At 66.6% G+C, this 25,292-nt stretch carries 21 protein-coding genes and 1 pseudogene; 20 read left to right on the forward strand and 2 right to left on the reverse strand.

Annotated features, from left to right (window positions below):
• Nucleotides 1-237: 237 nt before the first annotated feature.
• Nucleotides 238-519 carry a hypothetical protein gene (locus BJF87_RS26980; RefSeq protein WP_262339099.1) on the forward strand — a complete coding sequence of 94 codons (282 nt, stop codon included), beginning with the start codon at nucleotides 238-240 and terminating at the stop codon, nucleotides 517-519.
• A gap of 29 nt (nucleotides 520-548) precedes the next feature.
• The gene (locus tag BJF87_RS26985; protein ID WP_262339100.1) at nucleotides 549-875 is read left to right on the forward strand and encodes a hypothetical protein; all 327 of its coding nucleotides are present in this window, start codon (nucleotides 549-551) and stop codon (nucleotides 873-875) included.
• Between the two features lie 18 nt (nucleotides 876-893).
• On the opposite strand, the gene BJF87_RS22040 is transcribed toward BJF87_RS26985, so the two are convergent.
• A complete protein-coding gene (locus BJF87_RS22040; RefSeq protein WP_075863912.1) occupies nucleotides 894-1,088 on the reverse strand; it encodes a hypothetical protein in 195 nt (64 codons plus the stop codon).
• Between the two features lie 197 nt (nucleotides 1,089-1,285).
• Here BJF87_RS22040 and BJF87_RS22045 point away from each other — a divergent pair.
• Nucleotides 1,286-2,263, forward strand: a pseudogene (locus tag BJF87_RS22045) (IS481 family transposase).
• Here BJF87_RS22045 and BJF87_RS22050 read toward each other — a convergent pair.
• Nucleotides 2,260-2,733 carry an NUDIX domain-containing protein gene (locus BJF87_RS22050; RefSeq protein WP_006360120.1) on the reverse strand — a complete coding sequence of 158 codons (474 nt, stop codon included), beginning with the start codon at nucleotides 2,731-2,733 and terminating at the stop codon, nucleotides 2,260-2,262. The pseudogene BJF87_RS22045 and the gene BJF87_RS22050 sit on opposite strands and share 4 nt — an antisense overlap.
• Before the next feature lie 60 nt (nucleotides 2,734-2,793).
• On the opposite strand from BJF87_RS22050, the gene BJF87_RS22055 reads away from it, so the two are divergent.
• The 17 genes from BJF87_RS22055 to BJF87_RS22135 all read left to right on the forward strand — a co-directional run bounded on the left by BJF87_RS22055 (nucleotide 2,794) and on the right by BJF87_RS22135 (nucleotide 25,275).
• Nucleotides 2,794-3,987: an aminotransferase class I/II-fold pyridoxal phosphate-dependent enzyme gene (locus BJF87_RS22055; protein ID WP_035755095.1), complete on the forward strand. Its 1,194-nt coding sequence runs from the start codon at nucleotides 2,794-2,796 to the stop codon at nucleotides 3,985-3,987.
• Nucleotides 3,988-4,410: 423 nt separating this feature from the next.
• The gene (locus tag BJF87_RS22060; RefSeq protein WP_075863913.1) at nucleotides 4,411-5,793 is read left to right on the forward strand and encodes an FAD-binding oxidoreductase; all 1,383 of its coding nucleotides are present in this window, start codon (nucleotides 4,411-4,413) and stop codon (nucleotides 5,791-5,793) included.
• Between the two features lie 32 nt (nucleotides 5,794-5,825).
• Complete coding sequence (locus tag BJF87_RS22065; protein WP_075863914.1) at nucleotides 5,826-6,965, forward strand: LuxR C-terminal-related transcriptional regulator; 1,140 nt, start codon at nucleotides 5,826-5,828, stop codon at nucleotides 6,963-6,965.
• A gap of 188 nt (nucleotides 6,966-7,153) precedes the next feature.
• On the forward strand, nucleotides 7,154-8,791 hold the full coding sequence (locus BJF87_RS22070; protein WP_035755187.1) for an aromatic/alkene/methane monooxygenase hydroxylase/oxygenase subunit alpha: 1,638 nt from the start codon (nucleotides 7,154-7,156) through the stop codon (nucleotides 8,789-8,791).
• A 136-nt stretch (nucleotides 8,792-8,927) separates the two neighbouring features.
• Nucleotides 8,928-9,968, forward strand: coding sequence for a 2Fe-2S iron-sulfur cluster-binding protein (locus tag BJF87_RS22075; protein WP_035755087.1), 1,041 nt, complete (start codon nucleotides 8,928-8,930; stop codon nucleotides 9,966-9,968).
• Between the two features lie 30 nt (nucleotides 9,969-9,998).
• Nucleotides 9,999-11,117, forward strand: coding sequence for an aromatic/alkene monooxygenase hydroxylase subunit beta (locus BJF87_RS22080; RefSeq protein ID WP_035755085.1), 1,119 nt, complete (start codon nucleotides 9,999-10,001; stop codon nucleotides 11,115-11,117).
• Nucleotides 11,118-11,122: 5 nt separating this feature from the next.
• Nucleotides 11,123-11,461, forward strand: coding sequence for a propane 2-monooxygenase effector subunit MimD (gene mimD, locus BJF87_RS22085; RefSeq protein WP_187346536.1), 339 nt, complete (start codon nucleotides 11,123-11,125; stop codon nucleotides 11,459-11,461).
• 160 nt (nucleotides 11,462-11,621) lie between these two features.
• Nucleotides 11,622-12,668 (forward strand): amidohydrolase family protein, encoded by a 1,047-nt coding sequence (locus BJF87_RS22090; protein ID WP_035755081.1) that lies wholly within the window; start codon nucleotides 11,622-11,624, stop codon nucleotides 12,666-12,668.
• A complete protein-coding gene (locus tag BJF87_RS22095) occupies nucleotides 12,665-13,465 on the forward strand; it encodes an iron-sulfur cluster assembly protein (protein WP_035755079.1) in 801 nt (266 codons plus the stop codon). The genes BJF87_RS22090 and BJF87_RS22095 overlap by 4 nt, the downstream gene beginning before the upstream one ends.
• Nucleotides 13,466-13,468: 3 nt before the next feature.
• A complete protein-coding gene (locus BJF87_RS22100; RefSeq protein WP_075863916.1) occupies nucleotides 13,469-14,494 on the forward strand; it encodes an NAD(P)-dependent alcohol dehydrogenase in 1,026 nt (341 codons plus the stop codon).
• Nucleotides 14,495-14,540: 46 nt separating this feature from the next.
• Complete coding sequence (gene groL, locus BJF87_RS22105; RefSeq protein WP_075863917.1) at nucleotides 14,541-16,196, forward strand: chaperonin GroEL; 1,656 nt, start codon at nucleotides 14,541-14,543, stop codon at nucleotides 16,194-16,196.
• A 241-nt stretch (nucleotides 16,197-16,437) separates the two neighbouring features.
• Nucleotides 16,438-18,219 (forward strand): sigma-54-dependent Fis family transcriptional regulator, encoded by a 1,782-nt coding sequence (locus tag BJF87_RS22110; protein WP_075863918.1) that lies wholly within the window; start codon nucleotides 16,438-16,440, stop codon nucleotides 18,217-18,219.
• A 328-nt stretch (nucleotides 18,220-18,547) separates the two neighbouring features.
• The gene (locus BJF87_RS22115; protein WP_075863919.1) at nucleotides 18,548-20,362 is read left to right on the forward strand and encodes an acyl-CoA dehydrogenase; all 1,815 of its coding nucleotides are present in this window, start codon (nucleotides 18,548-18,550) and stop codon (nucleotides 20,360-20,362) included.
• Between the two features lie 68 nt (nucleotides 20,363-20,430).
• Complete coding sequence (locus BJF87_RS22120) at nucleotides 20,431-21,192, forward strand: SDR family NAD(P)-dependent oxidoreductase (RefSeq protein ID WP_075863920.1); 762 nt, start codon at nucleotides 20,431-20,433, stop codon at nucleotides 21,190-21,192.
• Nucleotides 21,193-21,245: 53 nt separating this feature from the next.
• Complete coding sequence (locus BJF87_RS22125; protein WP_006360135.1) at nucleotides 21,246-21,764, forward strand: PH domain-containing protein; 519 nt, start codon at nucleotides 21,246-21,248, stop codon at nucleotides 21,762-21,764.
• Nucleotides 21,751-23,289, forward strand: a complete 1,539-nt coding sequence (locus BJF87_RS22130; RefSeq protein ID WP_006360136.1) for a PH domain-containing protein — start codon at nucleotides 21,751-21,753, stop codon at nucleotides 23,287-23,289. The genes BJF87_RS22125 and BJF87_RS22130 overlap by 14 nt, the downstream gene beginning before the upstream one ends.
• Nucleotides 23,290-23,427: 138 nt before the next feature.
• The gene (locus tag BJF87_RS22135; protein WP_006360137.1) at nucleotides 23,428-25,275 is read left to right on the forward strand and encodes an FAD-dependent oxidoreductase; all 1,848 of its coding nucleotides are present in this window, start codon (nucleotides 23,428-23,430) and stop codon (nucleotides 25,273-25,275) included.
• Nucleotides 25,276-25,292: the final 17 nt, after the last annotated feature.

Consider the following 25,292-nt stretch of genomic DNA (forward strand, 5'->3'; position numbering starts at 1 on the left):
CTCGGGACCCGCGTCGACACGCGCGCAGAATCCCGGATTCGCATCGACCCCGTTCTGCCGACATTGTCGATATCTGCAAGAATGACGTCGCCGAACATTCTCGCCGAGACCGAGCGGACACCATCGGCACATTTCGTGGAATCCGGAAACACGCACCGATCCGCATTCCCTTCGTTTCAGGAAGTACCCGCAGATCACCGGCCGCGGCCGCACGAATTCCGCGAGGGAAGGACCGTCATGACCACTCGCCCCCGGACCACTCGTCTCCGAAAGCTCTCCGCTGGAATGGGATTCGCCGCCGCCGTGGCGCTCGCCACCGCACTGGCACCGTCCGCGTCAGCAGCCCCGGCCGATGTCACCGTCTCGCCGTCGTTGGCCGGCAACACGATCACCCTCAAGGTCTCCAACAATGCGAACAAGCGGATCGGCTGCGAGATCTTCGGCGTCAAGGCCAATACCTCCCCCGCCGCGTCGGGCGTGGTTTTCGGTTACCAGACCCCGGAAGAACTCGGCGCCTGATCTCGCCAGGCGCGTCGAAGAACGTGCCGATGAGGGCCACCGCGGGCACCCCGCCGACGCTCACGGGGTCCACGACGATCCCCGACGGGACCTACGACATCTACTGGGGTTGCGCCACCATCACCCTGCCGCCGGGCTCCGCCCGGGAACAGTTCTGGGGAACCAACCCGCCGCTGACCAACATGACCCCGACGGCGGCGGCGCCGATCCGCGTCAGCGTTCCGGGTGCCGGGCCGACGGCGCCGGCACCCGAGTCGGAGGCACCTGCCAGGCCGACCGTCCCGGGTTTCCCGAACATCGACATCCCCGAGCAGATCTGCGCCCCGTGGGCCTGCTACCCGCTGCCGAGGTTCTGATCGCTCACCGACGCTGCGTCACAGCGGAGTCGGGTGATCGTCCTTGGACTTCGAGCGGAACAGCATGTACCCGCCGTAGAGGGCCAGCCCGATGAGTGCGATCCAGAAGAGACCCTCGAGGAGCGGTCCGATCACCGCCAGCGCGATGAGGACGACCGCGATGATCCCGAGGACCTTCCAGAACGTGGTTCCTGAATTCGTTGATGTGCTCATGCCCCGAGTCTCCGCCCGTAACACGCGAAAAGGCCACAGGTCAGACGGTATATGGGGCGAAGTTCAGGGACATCCCTGAGGTCCGTCCCTAGCTGTAACTCTTGGGGAGGTTGTGAACGGCGTGGTGCCGGTCAACAGGTGAGGGCCTCCGGTATCGATGTGGTTACCACACACACGCCGATCACCAAGAGGCCCTCATGACCCACCGTAATGCCTTTCTCGCCGAACGTGGCCGTCTGGCCCTGGCTCAGTGCGTCGTCGACCAGGGTTGGCCTCTACGACGGGCCGCCGAACGGTTCAACTGCTCCCCAGCGACCGCCAAGAAGTGGGCCGACCGCTACCGGCAGACCGGTGAGGCCGGCATGGCAGATCGGTCCAGTCGCCCCTACCGGTCACCCCATCAGCTCCCTGTGCGCCGTGAACGTCGAATCATCAAGTTGCGGTTCCTGCGTCGCTGGGGCGCTGCACGAATCGCTGCGCACCTGCGGCTGGCGAAATCGACCGTTGAGGCGGTGTTGCGCCGGTATCGAATGCCGCTGTTGCGTCACCTCGACCAGGCCACCGGACTTCCGGTACGCCGGACCCCGCCACGACGCTACGAACACGACGCTCCCGGCGACCTGGTCCACATCGACATCAAGTAACTCGGCCGCATCCCCGAAGGCGGTGGGCACCGCAAACTCGGGCGCACGATCGGTAACCGGCACAACAAGAAACACCGCCCGGGGTACGCGTACTTGCACCACGCCGTCGATGACCATTCCCGGCTGGCATACTCCGAGATCCTCACCGACGAACGCAAAGAGACCGCCGCGCAGTTCTGGGACCGCGCCAAGGCCTTCTTCCAAGCGCACGGCATCACTGTGCGACGAGTGATGACCGACAACGGCGCCTGTTACCGCTCAAAGGTTTTCGCAGAATCACTCGGCGCCGAGATCCAGCACAAGAAGACCCGTCCCTACCGTCCGCAAACCAATGGCAAGGTCGAACGATTCAACCGCACCCTGGCCTCGGAATGGGCCTACGCCGAGTTCTACAGCTCAGAGACCGCCCGCTCGGACACCTACGACGACTGGCTACACCACTACAATCACCACCGAGCCCACACCGGCATCGGCGGACTCACCCCGATCGAACGCCTACACGTTCACAACCTGCCCGGGTCTTACACCTAGCGCTGGAACCAGGCCTCGGGATTGCCGTTCAGGGCCTTGGAGATCCGCAGTCGCGAGGTGTCGGTCAGGTTGTCGGGCAGTTCGTCGGGCGCGAACCAGGCGACGTCGGAGTTCTCGTCGTCGGCCGCATGCGGTTCGCCGTCGACGTACCTCGCGAGGAAACAGACGTCGAGGTAGCGCGTCTGGTCGCCGTTGGGGTAGGTGATCAGCGGAGTGACGTCGATGCTGGTCAGACGGATGATCTCAGCGGTCACGGCGGTCTCCTCGGCGACCTCGCGCAGCGCCGCGCGGGCGGGCTCCTCCCCGGGTTCGAGCACCCCGGACACGACCGCCCACTGTCCGTTGTCGACGCGCCGGGTGAGCAGCAGGCGGCCGTCGGCGTCACGGACGACCACGCTGACACCCGACAGCCAGAGTTCGCGGTGACCGACATGGGCACGCAGGTCGCGGATGAAGTCAGGGATGGGCATCCTCACATCCTGCACGCCCATGCATCGGGGCGCGTCGCGGCGGCGCGCACAATGTGACTCATGAAGATCTCCCGACGGGCCGAAGGGATCGCCCCGTTCTATGCGATGGAGTTTGCGCGGAATGCGGCCGAGTTGGAAGCGCAGGGCCACCACGTGGTCAAGCTCAACATCGGCGAACCCGATTTCGGACCGCCGCCCGCGGTTCTCACGGCGGCCCGGGAGGTCAGCGACGGCCGGCCGCTGGCGTACACCGGTGCACTCGGACTCCCGGAGCTGCGGGCCGCGATCGCGGGCTTCTACGGGCACCACTTCGGTGCGGATGTCGACCCTCGACGGGTCGCCGTCACATCCGGTGCCTCGGCCGCTCTGCTCATGTCGTGCGCCGCGCTCATCGATCCCGGCGACGGGGTGATCATCGGGGATCCCTCCTACCCGTGCAACCGCCAGTTCGCCCACGCCTTCGGTGCGCGGGTCGACCTGATCGAGACCACCGCGCAGGCGCGGTTCCAGTTGACCACCGATGACGTCGAACGGGCCTGGACCGACACCACCCGCGGTGTCATCGTCGCCACCCCGTCGAATCCCACCGGCACCTCGATGCCCTACGACGAGCTGGTCACGATGACCGATCTCGTCGCCGCCCGCGGCGGCTGGTCCATCGTCGACGAGATCTACCTCGGTCTGTCCGACCCCGATCCGGACGGGCGGGCACCGCGCAGCATTCTCGCCACCGACACCCCGGGTACGGCCGAGACGGTCGTGATCAACAGCTTCTCCAAGTACTTCGGCATGACCGGCTGGCGTCTGGGCTGGTGCATCGTGCCCGACGAGCTGGTCGGGGTCATCGAGCGGCTCGCGCAGAACTTCTACGTCTGCCCGCCCACCCCGTCCCAGTACGCCGCGCTGGCCTGCTTCACCCCGGAGTCCCTGGCCGTCGCCGAGGACAACCGGCGCGAGTTCGCACGCCGCCGGGATCTCGTCATCGACGGACTCGCGCGGATCGGGCTCGACGTACCGGTCGTCCCCGACGGGGCGTTCTACGTCTACCTCGACGTGAGTTCGACCGGGCTGAGTTCGGCGGAGTTCTGCGACCGCGCCCTACGCGAGGCGCACGTCGCCCTCACGCCGGGAAAGGATTTCGGATTCGCCGGGGCCGATCGCTTTGTCCGGCTGTCCTATGCGGCGTCGACCGAGGATCTCGCTCTCGCGGTCGATCGGCTCGGGGCCTTCGTGCGGGCCGGAAACCCCGCATGATCCGCGGCTGACGTCGACCCCGCGGAAAGTGCATGGCCTGCAACGCTCTTCGAGCCCGGGCGACGTCGCCATGAGTACCGGCGATCTCGACACCGTGGACCCGAAGCGGATCGCGGAGAAGGCGGGCACGGTCCTGCGCGAGCGGACGGCCGCGAATCCCGGGTGAATTCGGCGTCGTCGGTCAGTTCCGGCATCACGCCGGGCCGGCCGGCTGAACCCGACGACGCCGACCCCCAGATATCTGGGGGCCCACCGGTTCCAGAGGTTCCGCCGCAACATCTCCGGTGTTCGAGGGATGGCGGGAACAAAAGGTGCTCAGCGACTCTGAGTGTCATGAAGACATCGGGACCCGCGGTACGGATCACCGCACCCGACCCTGCGCCACCATCCGCTCCGATCACCGACCCGCGAAGGAACAAGACTGTGTCCATCACCTCCGAACCGATCGATTTCACCGACCTCGACGCGCTCGTCACCACCGTCGCGGGCCCCGTCCTGACGCCGACCGACGACGGTTACACCGCCGAACTGACCGGCTTCAACCTGGTGACCATCCCTGCCGCCCAGGTCGTCGTCGGCGCGACCGGCGCCGAAGACGTCGCCACCGCAGTGCGATACGCGCGGGCCAACGGACTTCGGGTCGGCGCCCGGGCCACCGGACACGGGGCCCCGATCGAGGGGCGCGGCACCGTTGTCATCACCACCTCACGGATGACCGACATCGACGTCGACCCGGTTGCCAGGACCGCCCGCGTCGGTGCCGGCGTCCGCTGGCGTGACCTCGCCGCGGCGACCGCGCCCCACGGACTGACCGGCCTCGCCGGCTCGTCGTCGTCGGTCGGTGTGGTCGGCTACCACCTCGGCGGCGGCCTCAGCCCGCTCGGACGCCGATTCGGTTGGGCTGCAGACCATGTCCGATCGATCGAACTGGTGACCGCGGACGGGATCATCCGAACGGTCGACCCCTCGGCCGGTTCGGACCTGTACTGGGCGATCCTCGGTGGACGCGACGGCTTCGGTATCGTCACCGCCATCGAGTTCGATCTCTTCGAACTCCCCACCGTCTACGGCGGCGGCATCTTCTTCGCCGGCCCGGCGGCGGCCGACGTGCTCCACGCCTGGCGTGAGTGGGCGCCGACCCTCCCGGAGGAGGCCGGTACCTCGGTCGCGATCCTGCGCCTCCCGCCGGATCCCGGCCTGCCTGCCCCGCTGCAGGGCCGGCTCGCGGTGCACGTCCGCTACACCCACACCGGCGACCCGGCCGCCGCGGCAGCGCTTCTCGCCCCGATGCGCTCGGCGGGCCCCATTCTTCTCGAGAACATCGACGTGCTGCCGACCGCCGCTCTCGACGCCGTTCACATGGACCCGCCCGGCCCGATGCCGTCCGCCGAGCGCGGCAGCATCCTGCGCGAGTTCCCCGCTGCGGCCGTCGACGCCCTCCTCGAGGTCGCCGGACCGCACGTCGCGAGCCCCCTGGCCATCGTCGAGGTCCGTCTGATGGGCGGTGCACTGACGCGGCCGCAGCGCGTTCCCAACGCGGTCGCCGGACGCCACGGCGCCTTCAACGTCATCGCGATCGGTGTGCCCGCCGGCCCCCTCGGCGACCAGGTCGGATCGCATCTGACGGCGGTCACCCGGGCCGTCTCACCGTGGTCGGCGGGTGCGCTGCTGAACTTCTGCGGACTCGGTGCCGCCGAACGCGAGCAGCTCTGGACACCCGAGCAGCGGGTACGCCTGGAGACGATCCGCCGCCGTCATGATCCGACCGGGGTCCTCCGGGTGGATGATCCCAGCTTTGTGGGATAGACATCGGTGCAGCTCAGGAACATGATTGCGGAATGACATCGAGCCTGACCGCCGAGCGCGTGCGCCGCGACATCGAAGTCGTGGCGCACGCCGGCCTCGGCCTCGACGACTTCTTCGCGGAAACCGTGGATTCGTTGCGCCGTGCGGTCCCCGTCGATGCCGCCTGCATCGGCACCTTCGACCCCAACACCGTGATGCTGACCTCCGCCCGCAAGTACGGGGACCTGCTCGGTCAGGACCACAAGGACCCTCAATGGGGTCTCCTCGAGTACGGGCAGGTCGAGCCCTCCAGTTACCGAGAACTGGTGGCGCAGAAGCGCGATGCCGTCGGCCTCAACCTCCTGACCCGGGGCCGGACCCAGCAGTCCGAACGCATGACGCAACTCATGATCCCGGAGTACTGCTTCCACGACGAGGCGCGCGTCGTGCTCCGCGACGGGGACCGGGTGTGGGCCGGGATCGCGATGTTCCGCAGCGGAGCGGGCTGCCGACCGTTCACCGAGGACGAGATCGACTTCCTCGGCTCGCTGTCCCAGACGCTCGCCCACGGGGTTCGGATCGGATTGCTCAGCACGGTCGTCGCCGAACAGCGCCCCTCGATCACCAGCGGACCCGCCGTGCTGATCATCGATCGCAACAACGAGATCGTGCAGATGAGCGCCGGCAGCCAGGAGCGCATCGACGACCTCGCCGCCGGACCGAACAGTGCAGCGGCGGCCAACCCCATCTACGGCCTGATCGGTGCCGCACGACGCTACGGCGCAGGCGAGACGCAGGTACCGCCGCGTCTGCGGGTCCGCGGCCGGTCGGGAATGTGGCTCGTCATCAACGCATCCCCGCTGTCCTCGGCCGACGGCCGTCCGGGCGAGGTCGTCGTCACGATCGAGGAGGCGCGCCCGCCGGAGATCATCCCCCTGGTCGTCGAAGCCTTCGGGCTCACCGCGCGTGAGCGTGACGTGACCCAGATGGTGTTGCAGAACGTCGCCACCAAGGACATCGCCGCCACCCTGCACGTGTCGGCGTACACGGTGCAGGATCACCTGAAGTCGATCTTCGACAAGGCCGGGGTCCGGAGCCGTCGCGAATTGATCGCCCGCGTCTATTTCGACCAGTACGCACAGCGTCTCAACGATCCGCTGACGCCGTCCGGCTCCTACGCGTCGGCCGAGTAACCACAACTCACCTGCACTTTCCCGGAGGGTCCGCATCGCGGACCCTCCTTTTCCGTCCGCAGACCACCTGACTCGGTCGGTCGTCTCACAGTGAGACGTTTGTTACCTGGCTCACACGGTTGTATCGAAGTCGCTCCAGTTCATACGGGCCGGCACACCCGTCGGCTCCCTCTAAGAGGAGGCGCACTTTGAGCAGGCAGAGCTTGACCAAAGCACATGCGAAGATCACCGAGTTGTCCTGGGAACCCACCTTCGCGACCCCGGCAACCCGATTCGGAACCGACTACACCTTCGAGAAGGCACCCAAGAAGGACCCGCTGAAGCAGATCATGCGGTCGTACTTCCCGATGGAGGAGGAGAAGGACAACCGCGTATACGGCGCCATGGACGGCGCGATCCGCGGCAACATGTTCCGGCAGGTCCAGGAACGGTGGCTGGAATGGCAGAAGCTGTTCCTGTCGATCATCCCGTTCCCCGAGATCTCGGCCGCCCGCGCGATGCCGATGGCGATCGACGCGGTCCCCAACCCCGAGATCCACAACGGGCTGGCCGTGCAGATGATCGACGAGGTCCGTCATTCGACGATCCAGATGAACCTCAAGAAGCTGTACATGAACAACTACATCGACCCGGCCGGCTTCGACATCACCGAGAAGGCCTTCGCCAACAACTACGCCGGCACCATCGGCCGCCAGTTCGGCGAGGGGTTCATCACCGGCGACGCCATCACCGCCGCCAACATCTACCTCACCGTGGTCGCCGAAACCGCCTTCACCAACACGCTGTTCGTCGCGATGCCCGACGAAGCCGCCGCCAACGGCGACTATCTGCTCCCCACCGTCTTCCACTCGGTGCAGTCCGACGAGTCGCGGCACATCTCCAACGGTTACTCGATCCTGTTGATGGCGCTCGCCGACGAGCGCAATCGCCCTCTGCTGGAACGTGATCTGCGGTACGCCTGGTGGAACAACCACTGCGTCGTCGACGCCGCGATCGGCACCTTCATCGAGTACGGCACCAAGGACCGCCGCAAGGACCGCGAGAGCTACGCGGAGATGTGGCGCCGGTGGATCTACGACGACTACTACCGCAGTTACCTTCTGCCGCTGGAGAAGTACGGACTCACCATCCCACACGATCTGGTCGAGGAGGCCTGGAACCGGATCACCAACAAGCACTACGTCCACGAGGTGGCACGCTTCTTCGCCACCGGCTGGCCGGTCAACTACTGGCGCATCGACGCCATGACCGACAAGGACTTCGAGTGGTTCGAGGAGAAGTACCCCGGCTGGTACAACAAGTTCGGCAAGTGGTGGGAGAACTACAACCGCCTGGCCTACCCGGGCCGCAACAAGCCGATCGCCTTCGAGGACGTCGGCTACGAGTACCCGCACCGCTGCTGGACCTGCATGGTGCCCTGCCTGATCCGTGAGGACATGGTGGTCGACAAGGTCGACGACCAGTGGCGCACCTACTGCTCGGAGACCTGCCACTGGACCGACGCGGTCGCCTTCCGCGATCAGTACGACGGCCGGGACACCCCGAACATGGGACGGCTCACCGGGTTCCGCGAATGGGAGACCCTGCATCACGGCAAGGATCTCGCCGACATCATCGAGAACCTGGGTTACGTCCGCGACGACGGCAAGACCCTCATCCCGCAGCCGCACCTCGACCTGGACCCCAAGAAGATGTGGACGCTCGACGACGTCCGCGGCAACGTCTTCAACAGTCCCAACGTGTTGCTGAACGAGATGTCCGACGCGGAGCGGGATGCGCACATCGCGGCGTATCGCGCGAATCCCAATGGGGCCGTGCCGGCCTGACGGCACGCAGGTGAGCGCGCCCCTCCGCAGGGTCGCTCGCAAGCTCGCTCCTCAGGGAGCGGTGACGACCGCAAGCCGTCGCCTCCCCCAGCTCCCTGAGGAGCGCAGCATCTCCCCCTTTCAGACAGGAGTTTCCGTGGCCGACACACATCGCATCAACTTCGCCCCCGTCGACATCGAGATGGAGGTCACCGAGGACGAGTCCATCCTCGACGCCGCGTTCCGGCAGGGTATCCACCTGATGCACGGGTGCCGCGAAGGCCGGTGCTCGGCGTGTAAGTCGTACATGCTCGACGGCGACGTCCAGATGGACGACTACTCCACCTTCGCCTGCAACGAGGCGGAGGAGGCGGAGGGTTATGTGCTGCTCTGCCGGTCCTACGCCTACAGCGACTGCGAGATCGAACTGCTCAACTTCGACGAGGAGGAGTTGCTCGGGGGCGCACCGATCCAGGACGTCCGCACCCGGGTCACCGCCATCGAACCGGTGACCAAGGACATCGTGTCACTGCGCCTCGACGTGGTCGAACCCGAGACCTTCGAGTTCAAACCCGGCCAGTACGTGGACCTCTCGGTCCCCGGTACCGACGAGAAGCGCTCCTTCTCGATCGCAACCACCCAGGCCACCCCGGACAAGCTGGAGTTCCTGATCAAGAAGTATCCGGGTGGTCTCTTCGCCGGCCTCCTCGAGAAGGGGCTGGCGCCCGGTGACGAGATCATGATCAACGGTCCGTACGGGTCGTGCACGCTGCGCAACGGCCATGTGCTGCCGATCATCTGTATCGGTGGCGGAGCCGGGATGGCTCCGTTGCTCTCGCTGCTGCGTCACATCAGCGAGACCGGCCTGAACCGGCCGGTGCGCTTCTACTACGGTGCCCGGACCCCGGCGGATCTGTTCTATCTCGACGAGATCGCCGCGCTCGGCGACAAGATCGCCGACTTCCGGTTCCTCGCCTGCCTGTCGGAGTCCGCCGACGGCGCACCCGACGGGGTCGAGGTGGCACAGGGCAATGTCACCGACATCGTCGCCGAACACGAATCAGATCTCGCCCGAACGGAGGTGTACTTCTGCGGCCCCCCACCCATGGTCGATGCGGCACTCGCTCTCGCCGACCAGCATTCGGTCCCCCGGGACCAGATCTTCTACGACAAGTTCACCAGCCCGGCTTTCGACTAGAAGTCGCCTGAACGAGGAGGAACGAAAGGTATGTCCGCACCGACCGCGCCGAAATCACCACAGCGCGAACGTAGTTTCCCGACCATCGAATTCACCGACGCCGAAGCCGGCGCCAAGGAATTCCCGAGCAGCAAGAGCCGCAGGTACAGCTACTATCAGCCGGCCAAGAAGCGGGCGACGGTCTACGAGGATGTCACCGTCGACGTGCAGCCCGACCCGGAACGTCACCTGACCCAGGGCTGGATCTACGGCTTCGGCAACGGTCCCGGCGGTTATCCGCAGGAGTGGACGGAGGCGAAGTCCGGCAACTGGCACGCCTTCCTCGACCCCAACGAAGAGTGGGAACAGACCATCTACCGCAACAACTCGGCGGTGGTCCACCAGGTCGACCTGTGTCTGCAGAACGCCAAGCGGGCCCGCGTGTACGACAGCTGGAATCCCTCGTGGCTCAAGTTCATCGAGCGCAACCTCGGCGCCTGGATGCATGCCGAGAGTGGCATGGGGCTGCACGTCTTCACCTCGATCCAGCGGTCGGGACCGACCAACATGATCAACAACGCGGTCGCGGTGAGCGCGGCGCACAAGCTCCGCTTCGCCCAGGACCTCGCGCTGTTCAACCTGGATCTCGCCGAGGCCGAGGAGGCCTTCGACGGATCGGCGCACAAAGAGGTGTGGCAGTCCGCGCCGGAGTGGCAGCCCACGAGGGAAGCCGTCGAACGACTGACCGCGATCGGCGACTGGGCGAAATTGTTGTTCTGCACCAACATCGTGTTCGAGCAACTCGTCGGGTCACTGTTCCGCACCGAACTGGTCATGCAGGTCGCCGCTCGCAACGGCGACTACATCACCCCGACGATCGTCGGCACCGGCGAGTACGACTACGACCGCGACCTGAACTACACCCGGGCCCTGTTCCAGATGCTCTCTCGCGACGAACAGTTCGGCGCCGCCAATCGCGAACTGTTCGGGCAGTGGTTGTCGGAGTGGGTGCCGCGCTGTCTCGACGCGGCGCGTGGGCTGCAGCCGATCTGGTCGCAGCCGGCGGACAAGTCGGTCACCTTCGCCACGAGCCTCGAGGCGGCGACCGAGAAGTTCCGCGACGTCCTCAAATCCATCGAAGTCGACATCCCCGAGGAGTTGAACCAGTGAGCAGCATGCAATTCGGCGCACAGACCGAGTTCTCCAACATGTGCGGCGTCACCCTGATGAACACCCCCGTCGGACGCGTGGTCGCCGACGTGATGGGCGCCAAGAAAGGCGTCGAACTCACCGAGTATCCGTCGATGATCCGCGTCGACGGGGTCAACCGGCTCGAGTTCGACTACGACGAACTCACCGACGCCCTGGGCCAGGAGTTCGACGGCTCTGTCTTCGAGGAGATCAGCTCCACCCACTACGGACGGATGGTGCACCTCGACGACCGGACCTTCCTGTTCGCGAGCCCCGAGGACGCCGCCGAGTTCATCGGGTTCGATCTCACCGCGTCCAGCTGAGTCGAGGCCCACCCCCGATCTGCGTCGTGGCCGCCGGCGACCACACCCGGCGCCAGACGTACCCAGAGAGAACGACATCTCCCCGCCGACAACAACTCTCGATCCCCGCCACCCCAACGGATGCAGCCCGCTTCCACCGAGAACGATCAAGGAGTCATCGATGTACGAGAAGAATGGCGACAAATACTTCATCGTCGACGCGCACGTCCACCTCTGGGACGGCCGTGAATCCAACCAGCGCAACATCCACGGCAAGCAGTTCATCGATTGTTTCTACGACTACCACCGCAATCTCAGCCCGGAAGAAGAGGTCTGGGACTACGACACCTACACCTACTACGGCCCCGACCGGCTCATGCGCGACCTGTTCGAGGAGGGACCGGCCGACCACGCGATCTTCCAGGCGACGATCCTGAAGGACTTCTACGTCAACGGTTTCGCCCAGGTCGACGACTCGCTGAAGCTGTGCGAGGACAACCCGAAACTGCTCACCTACAACCACGCCTACGATCCGCGTCACGGCGAGGCCGGTCTGGAGCAGCTCCGCAAGGACGCCGAGAACATGAATCTCAAGGGCGTCAAACTCTACACCGCCGAATGGTTCGGCGACTCACGGGGATACAAGCTCGACGACGCGTGGTCGCGTCGCTATCTCGAGGAATGCATCAAGCTCGGCATCAAGAACGTCCACATCCACAAGGGTCCGACGATCCGCCCGCTGGACCGCGACGCCTTCGACGTGGCCGACGTCGACAAGGTGGCCACCGACTACCTCGACCTGAACTTCATCATCGAGCACGTCGGTCTGCCGCGGCTCGAGGACTTCTGCTGGATCGCCACCCAGGAGTCCAACGTGTTCGGCGGGCTGGCCGTGGCCATCCCGTTCATCCACACCCGTCCCCGCTACTTCGCACAGATCATCGGCGAACTCCTCTACTGGATCGGTGAGGACAAGATCCTCTTCGCCAGCGATTACGCGCTATGGACGCCGCAGTGGCTCGTCGAGCGGTTCGTCGACTTCCAGATCCCGGAGGACATGACCGAATACGCCCCGATCACCGTCGAACAGAAGAAGAAGATCCTCGGCCTCAACGCGGCCGCCCTCTACCCGCACATCGAGGTCCCCGAGGAACTCAGACTGCCGACCAGCGCGGCCGATCCGGAAGCCGAGGTGGCCGCCGGCGCGAAGGATGCGGTGACGGCATGACCGCGATCGCACCTCCCCCCGGTTATGTCGCCGATGCCGCGACGGACCTCGAGCGCGACGTCCTCGCCGCGCTCGACACCGTCCTCGATCCCGAACTCGACCAGCCGATCACCGAACTGAGGTTCGTGCGGTCGATCCTGATCGACGAGGCGGGTGTGACCGTCCACCTACGACTCCCGACGTCGTTCTGTTCACCCAACTTCGCCTACCTGATGGGGTCGGATGCACTCGACGCGCTCGAGGGCGTCAACGGCATCGGGCAGGTCCGGGTGCTGCTGGACGATCATCACGACAGCGACAAGATCAACGCCGGACTCGACGCCCGTGCCGGATACAAGGGCACCTTCGGCGTCGAGGCCCTCGACAGCCTCGACGAGCTGCGCCTGACCTTCCAGCGCAAGGCGCACACCGCCGCGATGGAACGATGCGTGGCCGCCGAGATCGCTGCAGGTCGGGTCGCCGTGGCCGACGTGGATCGGCTGGCGCTGCGGGATGTACCGCGCGGTCACCACAAGGCTGCGCTCCTGCGACGCCGGATGGAGCTGGGCCTCAGCATCTGCCCCAACAGCCTCGTCGTCGTCGACGAGGAGGGGCACGCGCTGCCGGCCGACCAGATCCCGATGCGGTTGAGATTCGCACGGTCCGTTCGCATCTCGATGGAGGGCAACAGCCACTTCTGTCGCGGTCTGCTCGCCACCCGCTACGCCGACGACGACGAATGCGACGGGGCCAGCGGCCCCGTCATCACCAACCTCCGCGAAAGCCTTCGCGCACACCCTCGAAGCGAACAGGAGTAAACCATGCGCGCAGTCCAGGTCGTCGGCTATCACGACAAGCTGCAACTCAACGAGGTCCCGGCCCCCGAGATCACCGGGCCGCACGACGTCATCGTCCGGATCGGCGGTGCCGGCGTCTGCCGCACCGACCTGCACATCCTCGAGGGCCAGTGGGAGGCGAAGAGCGGTGTCGCCCTTCCCTACACGATCGGCCACGAGAACGCCGGCTGGGTCGAGGCCATCGGCGACGCGGTGACCAACGTCGCCGTCGGGGACAAGGTGATCCTGCATCCGCTGATCACCTGTGGACTCTGTCGGGCCTGCCGGTTCGGCGACGACGTCCACTGCGAGAACAGCCGGTTCCCCGGCATCGACACCGACGGCGGTTACGCGGAGTTCCTCAAGACGACCGCACGCAGCGTCGTGAAGATCGACGACTCCCTCGAACCCGCCGACGTGGCGGCGCTGGCCGATGCCGGCCTCACCGCCTACCACGCGGCCGCCAAGGTCGCGCGGATGACGCGGCCCGGCGACACCTGCGTGGTCATCGGCGCAGGAGGTCTGGGACACATCGGAATCCAGGTGTTGGCCGCGATCTCCGCACTCCGGATCGTGGTCGTCGACCGGAATCCGGATGCGGTGGAACTGGCCAAGGAGGTGGGCGCCGAGATCGGCATCGTCGCCGACGGAACACATGTGCAACAGGTCCTCGACCTGACGGACGGACACGGTGCCGAGGCCGTGCTCGACTTCGTCGGCGAGGGCGGGGCGACCGCCGAGGGCACCGCGATGCTGCGCCGCGCCGGCAGCTTCTTCGTGGTCGGTTACGGCGAGAACATCGACGTCCCCACCATCGACGTGATCTCCACCGAGATCAACTTCATCGGCAACCTGGTCGGTTCCTACAACGATCTCGGCGAGCTGATGGACCTCGCCGCCCGGGGAAAGGTGAAGCTGCACACCAGCACCTACGCCCTCGCCGATTTCCAGCAGGCACTGGACGATCTCGACGCCGGCCGCGTGCGCGGTCGCGCGATCCTCGTGCCCTGACCCTTCGATTTTTCAGCCGAGAACACCACAGAAAGGCAGGACGACCATGGCCAAGGAGTTGCGCTACAACGCCGAAGCGCGACTGCGGCTCGAGCGAGGAGTGAACGCACTCGCCGACGCGGTCAAGGTGACATTGGGACCGAAGGGCCGCAACGCGGTCCTCGAGAAGCTCACCGGCCCACCGACCATCACCAACGACGGGGTGACCATCGCCCGCGAGATCCAGTTGCGTGATCCGTTCGCCAACATGGGCGCACAGCTGGTCAAGGAAGTGGCGATGAAGACCAACGGGGTTGTCGGTGACGGCACCACCACCGCAACCGTGTTGGCGCAGGCCATGGTTCGCGAAGGTCTACGCGCCGTCGAGCAGGGCGCCAATCCCATGCGGGTGCGCCGAGGTATCGAGCGGGCGATCACCACGGTGATCGATGCCCTGTCCGAACAGTCCGTCGCCCTCGGTGGCCGCAGCGATCTCGAACGCATCGCGACCCTGGCCGCGAGTGACGACGAGGTCATCGGTTCGGCCATCGCCGCCGCGGTCGAGTACGTCGGCCGCAACGGTGTGATCACCACCGAGGAGAGCGACACCCTGGGCCTGTCGGTGGATGTCGTCGACGGCATCGAGTTCGACCACGGCTACATCTCGGGGTACATGGTCACCAATCCCGAACGGATGGAGGCGGTTCTGGACAACCCGGTGGTGTTGCTGACCAACAAGAAGATCACCTCGGTGCAGGAGATCATGCCGAGCATCGAGGCGGCCAAACGCGCCGATCGTCCGCTGGTCGTGCTCGCTGAGGACGTGGACGGTCCCGCACTGCAGCTGCTCGTCGGCGGCAACATGCACAAGACGATGCAGTCGGTGGTGGTCCGCGCACCCGGCTTCGGTCACCGCCGTGTCGCCGAACTCGAGGATCTCGCCGTCGCACTCGGCGGTCACGTCATCGCCAAGGACACCGGCCTCGAGCTGCACGAGGTCTCCCTCGAACATCTCGGCCAATGCGACCGGGTCACCGTCACCGAGGACTCCACCACGATCGTCGGAGCGCGCGGCGATCAGACCCTCGTCGATGCGCGGGTCGCGCAACTCGAGGCGCAGCACGCACGTGCGCGGATCGACGCCGACCGGGACAGCCTCGAGCTCCGGATCGCCCGGCTCACGGGACGGGTGGCCGTCATCCGAGTGGGCGGCGTGACCAGCGTCGAACTCAAGGAGCGCATGCTCCGCGTCGAGGACGCACTGGCCGCGACGCGGGCGGCGGTCGAGGACGGCATCGTCTCCGGCGGCGGAACCGCGCTGGCCCAGGCACATCGGGTGCTCGACGCACTCGGCGACGTCGGTGGTGACGAAGGGGCGGGCATCGACGTCGTCCGCAGGTCGATGGCCGAACCGCTGTTCTGGATCGCCACCAACGCCGGCTTCGACGGCGAGGAAGTGGTCAAGGTCGTGAGCGGCCTGCCCCTCGGCCACGGATTCAACGCCATGACAGGCGAATACGGCGACATGTTCGACGAGGGCGTCATCGACCCGACCAAGGTCACCAAGGCCGCACTGGAGAGCGCCGCCTCGATCGCTGCCTTGTTGATCACCACCGAGACCGCGGTCGTCGAGGAGGTCCTGACGACGCACCCGGGAGCGATCGAGGCCCCCGGATTCGGTGATCTCGCCGAAGGGATGGTGCGGCCCTCCAACATCTACTAGTCCGCCCTCCCCCGAAGACCCCGGCGGGGACGTCGTCGCTGCAGCGGCGACGGGGGCCGGTCGCGATCGCAGATTGTTCTCGGCGTGGATCGCGACCGGCCCACTTCCGCATGTCCGTATGCGCCGCTGACCAGTGCGGACCCGAAAGAACACACCTGCATGTTCACGCCCGTGAACATTCCCTGTCCGATAGACTGCCCCTGGTATGAGACCTACATCACAGTAGGGAGTTACGGTCCCGGTGAAGCCCAAGCCCACAGACCAGTCTCGTGTGCCCGTCGCCCACGCGCGTGAGCGATTCCTCAACGACGACGGTGCCGTCGACGACCGCCTGACCGGCGCGGTCCGAGACGCGATCTCGACCTCGTGGCGCCGCTCGCGTTCATTCAACGTCCAGACGGACCGCTTGGAACTCCCGTTCGTGCGAGAGCCCAACACCGACAGTCCGCTCATGACCGCGGCCCGACCGGTGCTGCACCAACTCGCCACCGACCTGTCGTCGGAACCCGTGAGCATCATCCTCACCTCGCCGGACGGGGTGATCCTGTCCCGCGCCGCCGGCAGCGACGAACTCCTCGGCCAACTCGACGCAGTGTCGCTCGCCCCCGGTTACAGCTACAGCGAGGAGCACGCCGGTACCAATGGCATCGGCACCGCCCTCGAGACCCGGCAGGCCACCCTCGTCTCGGGCGCCGAACACTATGCCGGGTGCCTCACTCGGCTCAGTTGTGCCGGCGTGCCGATCCGAAATCCCTTCTCCGGCGGCATCGTCGGCGCCCTCGACCTCACCGGGTGGGTCGAGGAGGGCGGCTCCCTGCTTCTGTCCCTGGCCAAGTCGGCGACCGTCCAGATCGAACAGCAGATGCTCGCCAACGCCAGCGAACGCGAATCCCGGCTCCTCTCTGCCTATCTCGCAACCTGCCGACGCGCGCCTCAGATGATGGTCCTCGCCATCGCCGCCGACGTCGTGCTGATGAACCGACGCCTCCGCCAGAGCATCGACCCGCAGGATCAGGTGTCGATGCTCGAGCTCGCAGTAGACCAGACGGTCGACATCGCCGCGGGGCGACGAGTGAACACGCTGCCCAGCGGCCGTTCGCTACGACTGGCGATGGTCCCCGAGTTCTCCGACGCAACGGGGGGCATCGCGGTTTTCCATGTGCACCTGATGGATTCGGCCACTGCCCCACCCCAGAGACGTCCATCGAAGGCCTCGGTGTTGCCCGGGATCGTCGGCCGCAGTTCATCATGGCGGCAGGCATCCGACCGCATCGCCCAGCATGTCGGAGCCGGCCACTGGATCGTGGTCTCGGGCGAACGGGGTTCGGGACGGTCGGCGGTGCTCCGCGCAGCAGCAGGACAGTATCGGCGGGGCAGCATCCGCGTATACGCCGCCGGGGACTTCCAGGACACCGACGCGCTCGACAGCTTCGCCGCCGAGATCGACACGGAGGGATTCGCGGTCATCCTGCGCGATGTCGACGAGTTCGACGACGACATGCTGTTCGACGTCGCCGAGGTGATGCAGGGACGAGAGCACGCGGGCTGGCTCGGGATGACCCTCAGCGCCGGCGACGCGACGCCCACCCTTGGTGCGACCCTCCTGCCGTTCTTCTCGCACACGATCGAGGTACCGCCGCTGCGCCACCGCATCGAGGATCTTCAGGTGCTGGTCCCGACGATCCTGCGGCAGCTGACCCGTGGACGGGAACTCGACGTCGCGCCGGACGCCATGCGGCAGCTGAGCAAGTACACGTGGCCGGGGAACGTCGCGGAGCTACGCCAGGCACTGCGGGATGTGGTGACCCACCATCGGTCGGGGACGATCACCGCACAGCATCTTCCGCCGATGTATCGCGCCCAGAGCCGGCACACCCTCACGCGGATCGAGGCACTCGAACGGGACGCGATCGTGCGGAGCCTGGAGGAGAACGGCCAGAACAAGGTCGCGGCCGCCAACGCACTCGGCATCTCCCGCGCGACGATCTATCGCAAGATCAAGGAATTCGGCATCGACATGTGATGACTGCCCGGGGGGCGGATCGGCGGCGGCAGATCGGAACGATGCCACCCCCGCCGAATGGCACCGTTCCCGTGATCTGCGCATTCACGCCATAACCGAAGTTATTCACGATCGTGAATCGTCCGTAGTCCATCACGGGACCACGCACCCTTACAAGCAAACGTGACAAGGTGTGATACTCGTAACAACCGATCAGCGATGGCTGAACGAGAGACCACGCGAGCCCTCGAAAGAGGGTCGGCTACCGAGCGGACGATCGGTAGATGCATGATGAACGGGTGTCTGTGAGACGGGCACCACAACGGCGGTCCGATCACGAGGAAGTGCGATGGCCACACCCATGTCCCGGCGGGATCTCGAGTTCCTGCTGTACGAATGGCTCGACGTCGAAGCCCTGACGTCACGGGACCGCTTCGCGGCACATTCGCGCGACACCTTCGACGCCGTCCTCGAACTCAGCGCCGACCTCGCGATGAAGTGCTTCGCCCCGGCCAACAAGATCGGCGACGCGAACGAGCCGTACATCGGCGACGACGGCAAGGTCGTCCTCCCCGACGAGGTGGTGTCGGGTCTCGCCGAGTTCCGCAAGGCCGGTCTCATCGCCGCCTCGTTCGACGAGGAACTCGGCGGCATGCAATTGCCGACCGTCATCCGGCAGGCGTCGGCGGTGTGGTTCCAGGCGGCGAACGCGGCCATGTCGTCCTACAACTTCCTCACCGTCGGCAACGCCAACCTGCTAGCCGAGTACGCGACCCCCGAACAACGCGACACCTGGGTCCGACCACTCGTCGAGGGCCGCTTCTCCGGGACGATGTGCCTGTCCGAGCCGCAGGCCGGTTCGTCGCTGGCCGACATCACCACCAAGGCCGAACCGGCCGCCGACGGCACGTATCGGATCACCGGGACCAAGATGTGGATCTCGGCCGGGGACCACGAACTCACCGAGAACATCGTGCACCTCGTACTCGCGAAGGCCCCCGGAAGCGGTCCCGGCGTCAAGGGGATCTCGCTGTTCATCGTCCCGAAGTTCCTGCCGGACGGCACCCGCAACGACATCGCCCTGGTCGGCCTCAACCACAAGATGGGCAACCGCGCGACCACCAATTGCCTGCTCAACTTCGGCGACGGCACCTTCTCCCCCGACTCCACGCCGGGTGCTGTAGACACTCAGCCCGCTCGCTCCGCTCCCGGCGCTGTGGGATTCCTGGTCGGCGAGGAGCACCGCGGCCTCTCCTACATGTTCCACATGATGAACGAGGCACGTATCGGAGTCGGATTCCTCGCCACCGCACTGGGTTACGCCGGATACCAGGCGTCTCTGGAGTATGCGAAAGTGCGCACGCAGGGCCGCCCGGTCGACCAGAAGGACCCGTCGACCAAGCCGGTACCGATCATCGAACACGCCGACGTCCGGCGCATGCTGCTGGCCCAGAAGTCCTACGTCGAAGGCGCACTCGCATTCGAGCTGTACTGCAGCGTTCTCGTCGACCAGGCCGCGACGGCCGCCGACGCCGAGGAGCGCGCCCGTATCGACCTGCTGCTCGAGGTGCTGACCCCGATCGCCAAGAGCTGGCCGTCGCAGTGGTGCCTGGAGGCCAACAGCCTGGCGATCCAGGTACTCGGCGGCTACGGCTACACCCGCGAGTTCGATGTCGAGCAGTACTACCGCGACAACCGTCTCAACCCCATCCACGAAGGGGCACACGGCATCCACGGCCTCGACCTGCTGGGCCGAAAGGTGATCATGCGGGGCGGTGCCGGTTTGGCACTGCTCGCCGAGACCATCGGTGCGACCGTCGGACGTGCGCTCGAGGTGCCGGCTGCCGCCGGGTACGCCGATGCGTTGCAGTCGATCGTCGACCGACTCGTCAAGGTGACCGCGCACATCTGGTCGTCGGGCGATCCGAAGCTCGCGCTCGCCAACGCGACGCTCTATCTCGAGGCCGCCGGCCACATCGTCATCGCCTGGATGTGGCTCGAACAACTCCTCGCCGCGGACGGCCGGTCCGGCGACTTCTACGACGGCAAACGCGCTGCAGCCCAGTACTTCTTCCGGTATGAACTACCGAAGACCGGCCCGCAGCTCGACCTCCTGACCGCTCTGGACCGCACCACCCTCGACGTCGAACCGTCCTGGTTCTGACCTCACCACCGATCACGACGCGGCGCCGATGCGCCGTAGTCACCTGAGAACATGCAAGGGAGACAACGATGTCCGTGATGGATCTGTTCGACACCACCGGCAAGGTGGTCATCGTGACCGGCGCTTCGTCGGGACTCGGTGTCTCCTTCGCCCGCGGCTTCGCCGAAGCCGGCGCCGACGTCGTACTCGCCGCGCGTCGGGCGGAGAAGCTCGCCGACACCGCCGCCGCCGTGGAAGCGCTGGGCCGCAAGGCGCTCGTCGTTCCCGCCGACGTCTCCGACCCCGAACAGTGCCAGCGCGTCGTCGACGCGGCGATGGAGACCTTCGGCAAGGTCGACGTCCTCATCAACAATGCCGGCGTCGGCACCGCCTACCCGGCCACCCGTGAGACCCCCGAGCAGTTCCGGGACGTCATCGACGTCAACCTCAACGGTTCCTACTGGATGGCGCAGTCGTGCGGCCGGGTGATGCAGCCGGGAAGTGCGATCGTCAACATCTCGTCGATCCTCGGCATCACCACCGCCGGGTTGCCGCAGGCGGCCTACGCCGCGAGCAAGGCCGGCGTCATCGGCCTCACCCGGGACCTCGCCCAGCAGTGGGGCACCCGCAAGGGCATCCGGGTCAACGCCATCGCGCCCGGCTTCTTCGAGAGCGAGATGACCGACACCTACCGGCCCGGCTACCTCGACTCGCAGATGCCGCGGGTCGTCCTGGGCCGCACCGGCCACGGCGAAGAGCTCGCCGCCACCGCGATCTGGCTGTCGTCGGCGGCCGCCGGCTACGTCACCGGCCAGACCCTCGCGGTCGACGGTGGCGTCACGATCACCTAGAAGCGGCACGCGATTGCCGCGGTCGGCGGCGGGGCGGCCCTAGACTGGTCGCAATGGAATCCGCACCCGCTCCCGACAATCCGCTGCATCCCACCCTGCGTGAGCCGGTCAACCAGGTCGATCCGCGTGCCAAGACCCTGTGGCGCGTCGGTCCGCTGATCCTGGGTGTGCCGGCCACCATCGCGGCCATCGTGGTCGCGGTCGTCGTCCCCGACGCACGGTGGGGTGCAACGCTCGCCGCGATCGCCCTGGCCCTGCTGACCGTGTTCTACACGACCGTGGTCCCGTTGTGGCGGTACCGTTTTCACCGCTGGGAGGTCAGCGAGGATGCGGTGTACGCCCAGTCGGGCTGGTTCGTTCGGCACCGGGTGATCATCCCGATCGCGCGCATCCAGGTCGTCGACACCGAGGCCGGACCTCTCGAGCAGCTGCTGAAGCTGGGCAAGCTCACGGTGACCACGGCGTCGTCGGCGGGCACGATCCACATCGAGGGCCTCGACGCCGAACTGGCGCGCGCAACCGCGTCCGACCTGACCATTCGCACCCAGGCGTTCACCGATGACGCAACCTGAGCCGCAGCCCGGCGTCGTGCCGCCGCCCACCCCTGCGTCGGGTCTGCACATCGATGCGCCGGACGAGTGGCATCGACAGTCTCCGTGGATGATGGCGGTGACCGTCGTCGAATCACTCCCCTCGCTGATCCCCGTCCTCATCGCACTTGTCTTCGCCGGCCGAAGCGCGCCCCTGTTGACCCTGATCGCCACCGTCGTGCTCGTGCCGCTGGTGACGGTGGTGCCGTGGTTGACCACCTTCTATCAGGTGACCGCGGAACACGTCCGGGTCCGGAGCGGGCTGATCACCAAGAAGGTCGCCACCGCCCGGCGTGACCGCATCCGCAGCGTCGACCTCACCGCGTCCCTCGTCCACCGCGTGCTGAACCTGCAGAAGGTCACCATCGGCACCGGCGGCGACGAACAGGCGTCGCAGGTCAAACTCCGCGCCGTCACCCTCCCCGAAGCACGGGCCCTGCACGACGACCTGATGCCGACGGCGGGTACCCGTTCTGCCGCAGCAGCATCGGATGAGCATCTCGCTCCGGAAACACCGTCGGCGGCACCCGAGGTGCTGACCAGCTTCCAGAACGCCTGGCTGCGGTACTCCCCGTTCTCGATGGGCGGTCTCGCGATCGCCGCGGCGGTCGTCGGCATCGGCGTCCAGATCGCCAACGACGCAGGCATGTTCGACGAGGGGGTCGGACTCGCGCGCGACGCCTTGGACACCGTGCGGTCGATCCCGCTCGCACTCGTCATCGCCGTGGCCGTGGTGGCGGTGATCCTCGTCGGCTCCGTCCTGTCGGTGGTCGGATACGTCCTGAGCTACTGGGACTTCCGGCTCACCCGGCATCCCGACGGCACGCTGCGCACCGAACGCGGACTGCTGACCACCAACGCAATCAGCTTCGACGAGAAGCGCATCCGGGGTAGCCATCTGACCGAGCCGATCCTGATGCGCCCACTGAAGGGCGCTCGTCTGCAGGCGATCGCGACCGGGGCGACCAAGCATCCGCTGCTGCTGCCGCCGGCACCGATCTCCGAGGCGATGCGGGTGGCCGACCTGGTCACCCACGAACGCTCCGAACTCACCGCCGGGCTGACCGGACACGGCCGCGTCGCCTTCATCCGACGCCTCAACCGGGGCTTCCTCGCGGGTCTGGTGATCCTCGCCGGGATCTCGATCGCGGTCGCCGCCGGTGCGATCCCCGTCCCCTGGATCGCGGTGGGGGTGCTTGCGCTCGCGGGTTCGATCGGCCTCGCCGTCGTCCGGGCCCGACACCTCGGCCACCGCCTCACCACCCGTTCGGTCGTCATCGCACCCCCGACGGTCGCCCGGCAGCGGATCGTCGTCGACCGCGATGGGGTCATCGGCTGGGCGAGCAGGTCGTCGGTCTTCCAGCGCCGGACCGGGGTCTGCACGCTGATCCTCGCGACCGCCGCCGGTTCCGAGCACTATTCGCTCGTCGACGTCGACGAGGCGACCGCCGCGGCGATCACCGCCGACGTGACACCCGACTGGGTGGCGCCGTTCCTCCGATCCTGATCCGGCGCCCGCGGAGGCAACCGGGACGATCGACTGAGACGTTTTCCCAAATCCGTCCGACGCCGTTGCGGCCTGTGGTAGACATCACAACCAGATGAGTCAGCACTGACTGTTCTGGGGTCGATGGAGGGTCGGACAATGTCGGATGACCAGCAATTCCCGGCGAGCACTTCCGGTGGCGGGGCAGCCCGAGAGGGCTTCTCCCGCCGCACGGTTCTGCGGGGATCGGCGGCCGCGGCCGTCCTCGCCGGTACCGCAACAGCACTCCCCCACGCCCACGTACCGTCGGCAGGAGCGGTACCGCGCAGCGGGCGTGGTCGTGGTCGCGACGTCGCCGTCTTCGGCGGCGGGATGTCCGGACTCGCCGCGGCGCACGAGCTCGTCGAGCGCGGCTTCGCGGTGACCGTCTACGAACCCGCATACCTCGGCGGCAAGGCCCGCAGCCACGATGTACCCGGCACCGCGAGCGGAGGTCGTCTGGCCCTGCCCGGCGAGCACGGTTTCCGCTTCTTCCCCAGCTGCTATCAGCACGTGCCGGAGATGATGGAACGAATCCCGTTGGGCCGCAGCAACGTCCGCGACCAACACCTGATCAGCGTCGAATCGGCGACCATCGCTTTCGACGAATCCGGTTACGCCCCGACGACGGCACCGGCATCGCTGCTGGGTCTCGTCGACCACGCGCCGGAGATCGTCACCCTGGAGAACCTGCGCAACGCGATGATGACCGGGCTGAAGTTCGTCGTCGACGTCCCGCTGACCGAACTCGCCTACTTCGTCTCACGTGAACTGGTGATCGCGACGAGCTGCACCGAGCGTCGGATCGGACAGTGGGAGAACCAGTCCTGGATGCAGTTCGTGAAGGCGAAGGGCAAGTCGCGAGCCTATCAGCGGTACCTCGTGGGCGCCCTGACCCGTGCCCTGGTGGCCGCGAAACCCGACTCTGCGTCGGCGCGCACCATCGGGCAGATCGGCCTGGCACTGACCACCGCCGCCAGCGGCCTGATACCCCAGTACCAGTCCGGTCTGGTGATCGGCGACGTCGACCGAATCCTCAACCGGCCCACCAACCATGCGTGGATCGACCCGTGGGTCGCCCATCTGCGGAGTCGAGGCGTCCGCTTCGTGATGGGGGCGGGCCTGGCGCAGCTGGACGTCGCCCGCGGCCGCATCACCGGCGCCCGATTGACCACCGGCACGACCGTCGAATCCGACTGGTACGTAGCGGCCATGCCGATCGACCGGCTCAAGCCGCTGCTGTCACCGCAGTTGGTCTCCGCCGACCCGACACTCGCTGGTATCCATCGACTCCAGGACGACTGGATGGTGGGTATCCAGTACTTCCTGTCCCGGCGGTCGGAGTTGCCGCCCGGCCACATCGCGGCGCTTGGAACCCCGTGGGCGCTGACCGGCCTGTACCAGGCACCACCGTGGAAGGTCGACTTCTCCCGCAAGTACGGCGACGGTCGTGTGAAAGATTGCTTGTCCATTGACATCTCGGAGTGGGAGAAGCCCGGGATCCTGTACGGCAAGCCTGCCAAGCAGTGCACCGAACAGGAGATCGCCCGAGAGGTGTGGGCGCAGATGAGCCGGGCCATGAACGCCGGCGGACGGAAGATCCTGCGCTCCGCGGACATCGTGACGTGGTCGCTGGATCCGGGGATCACGTGGTCGCCGACCATCGCCAACGCGACCCCACTGATGGTCAACACCGCCGGGTCGTACGCGCACCGTCCGAACGCCCACACGAAGATCCCGAACCTGTTCATCGGCGGCGACCACGTCCGCAGCAACATCGACCTCGCCACGATGGAGGGCGCCAACGAATCCGGCCGGCGGGTGACCAACGCGATCATCGCCGCGGCCGACAGTCCCGCGCAGGACGCGACGCTGTTCCCGCTGTGGGAGCTGCCGATGCTCGATCCTCTCAAGCAGATCGACCGTGACCGTTATCGAGCCGGTCTCCCACACATCCTCGACGTGTGAGCAGTCGATCTAGGATC

The organism is Gordonia sp. CNJ-863 (assembly GCF_001942325.1).
GTDB classification, from domain to species: Bacteria; Actinomycetota; Actinomycetes; order Mycobacteriales; family Mycobacteriaceae; genus Gordonia; species Gordonia alkanivorans.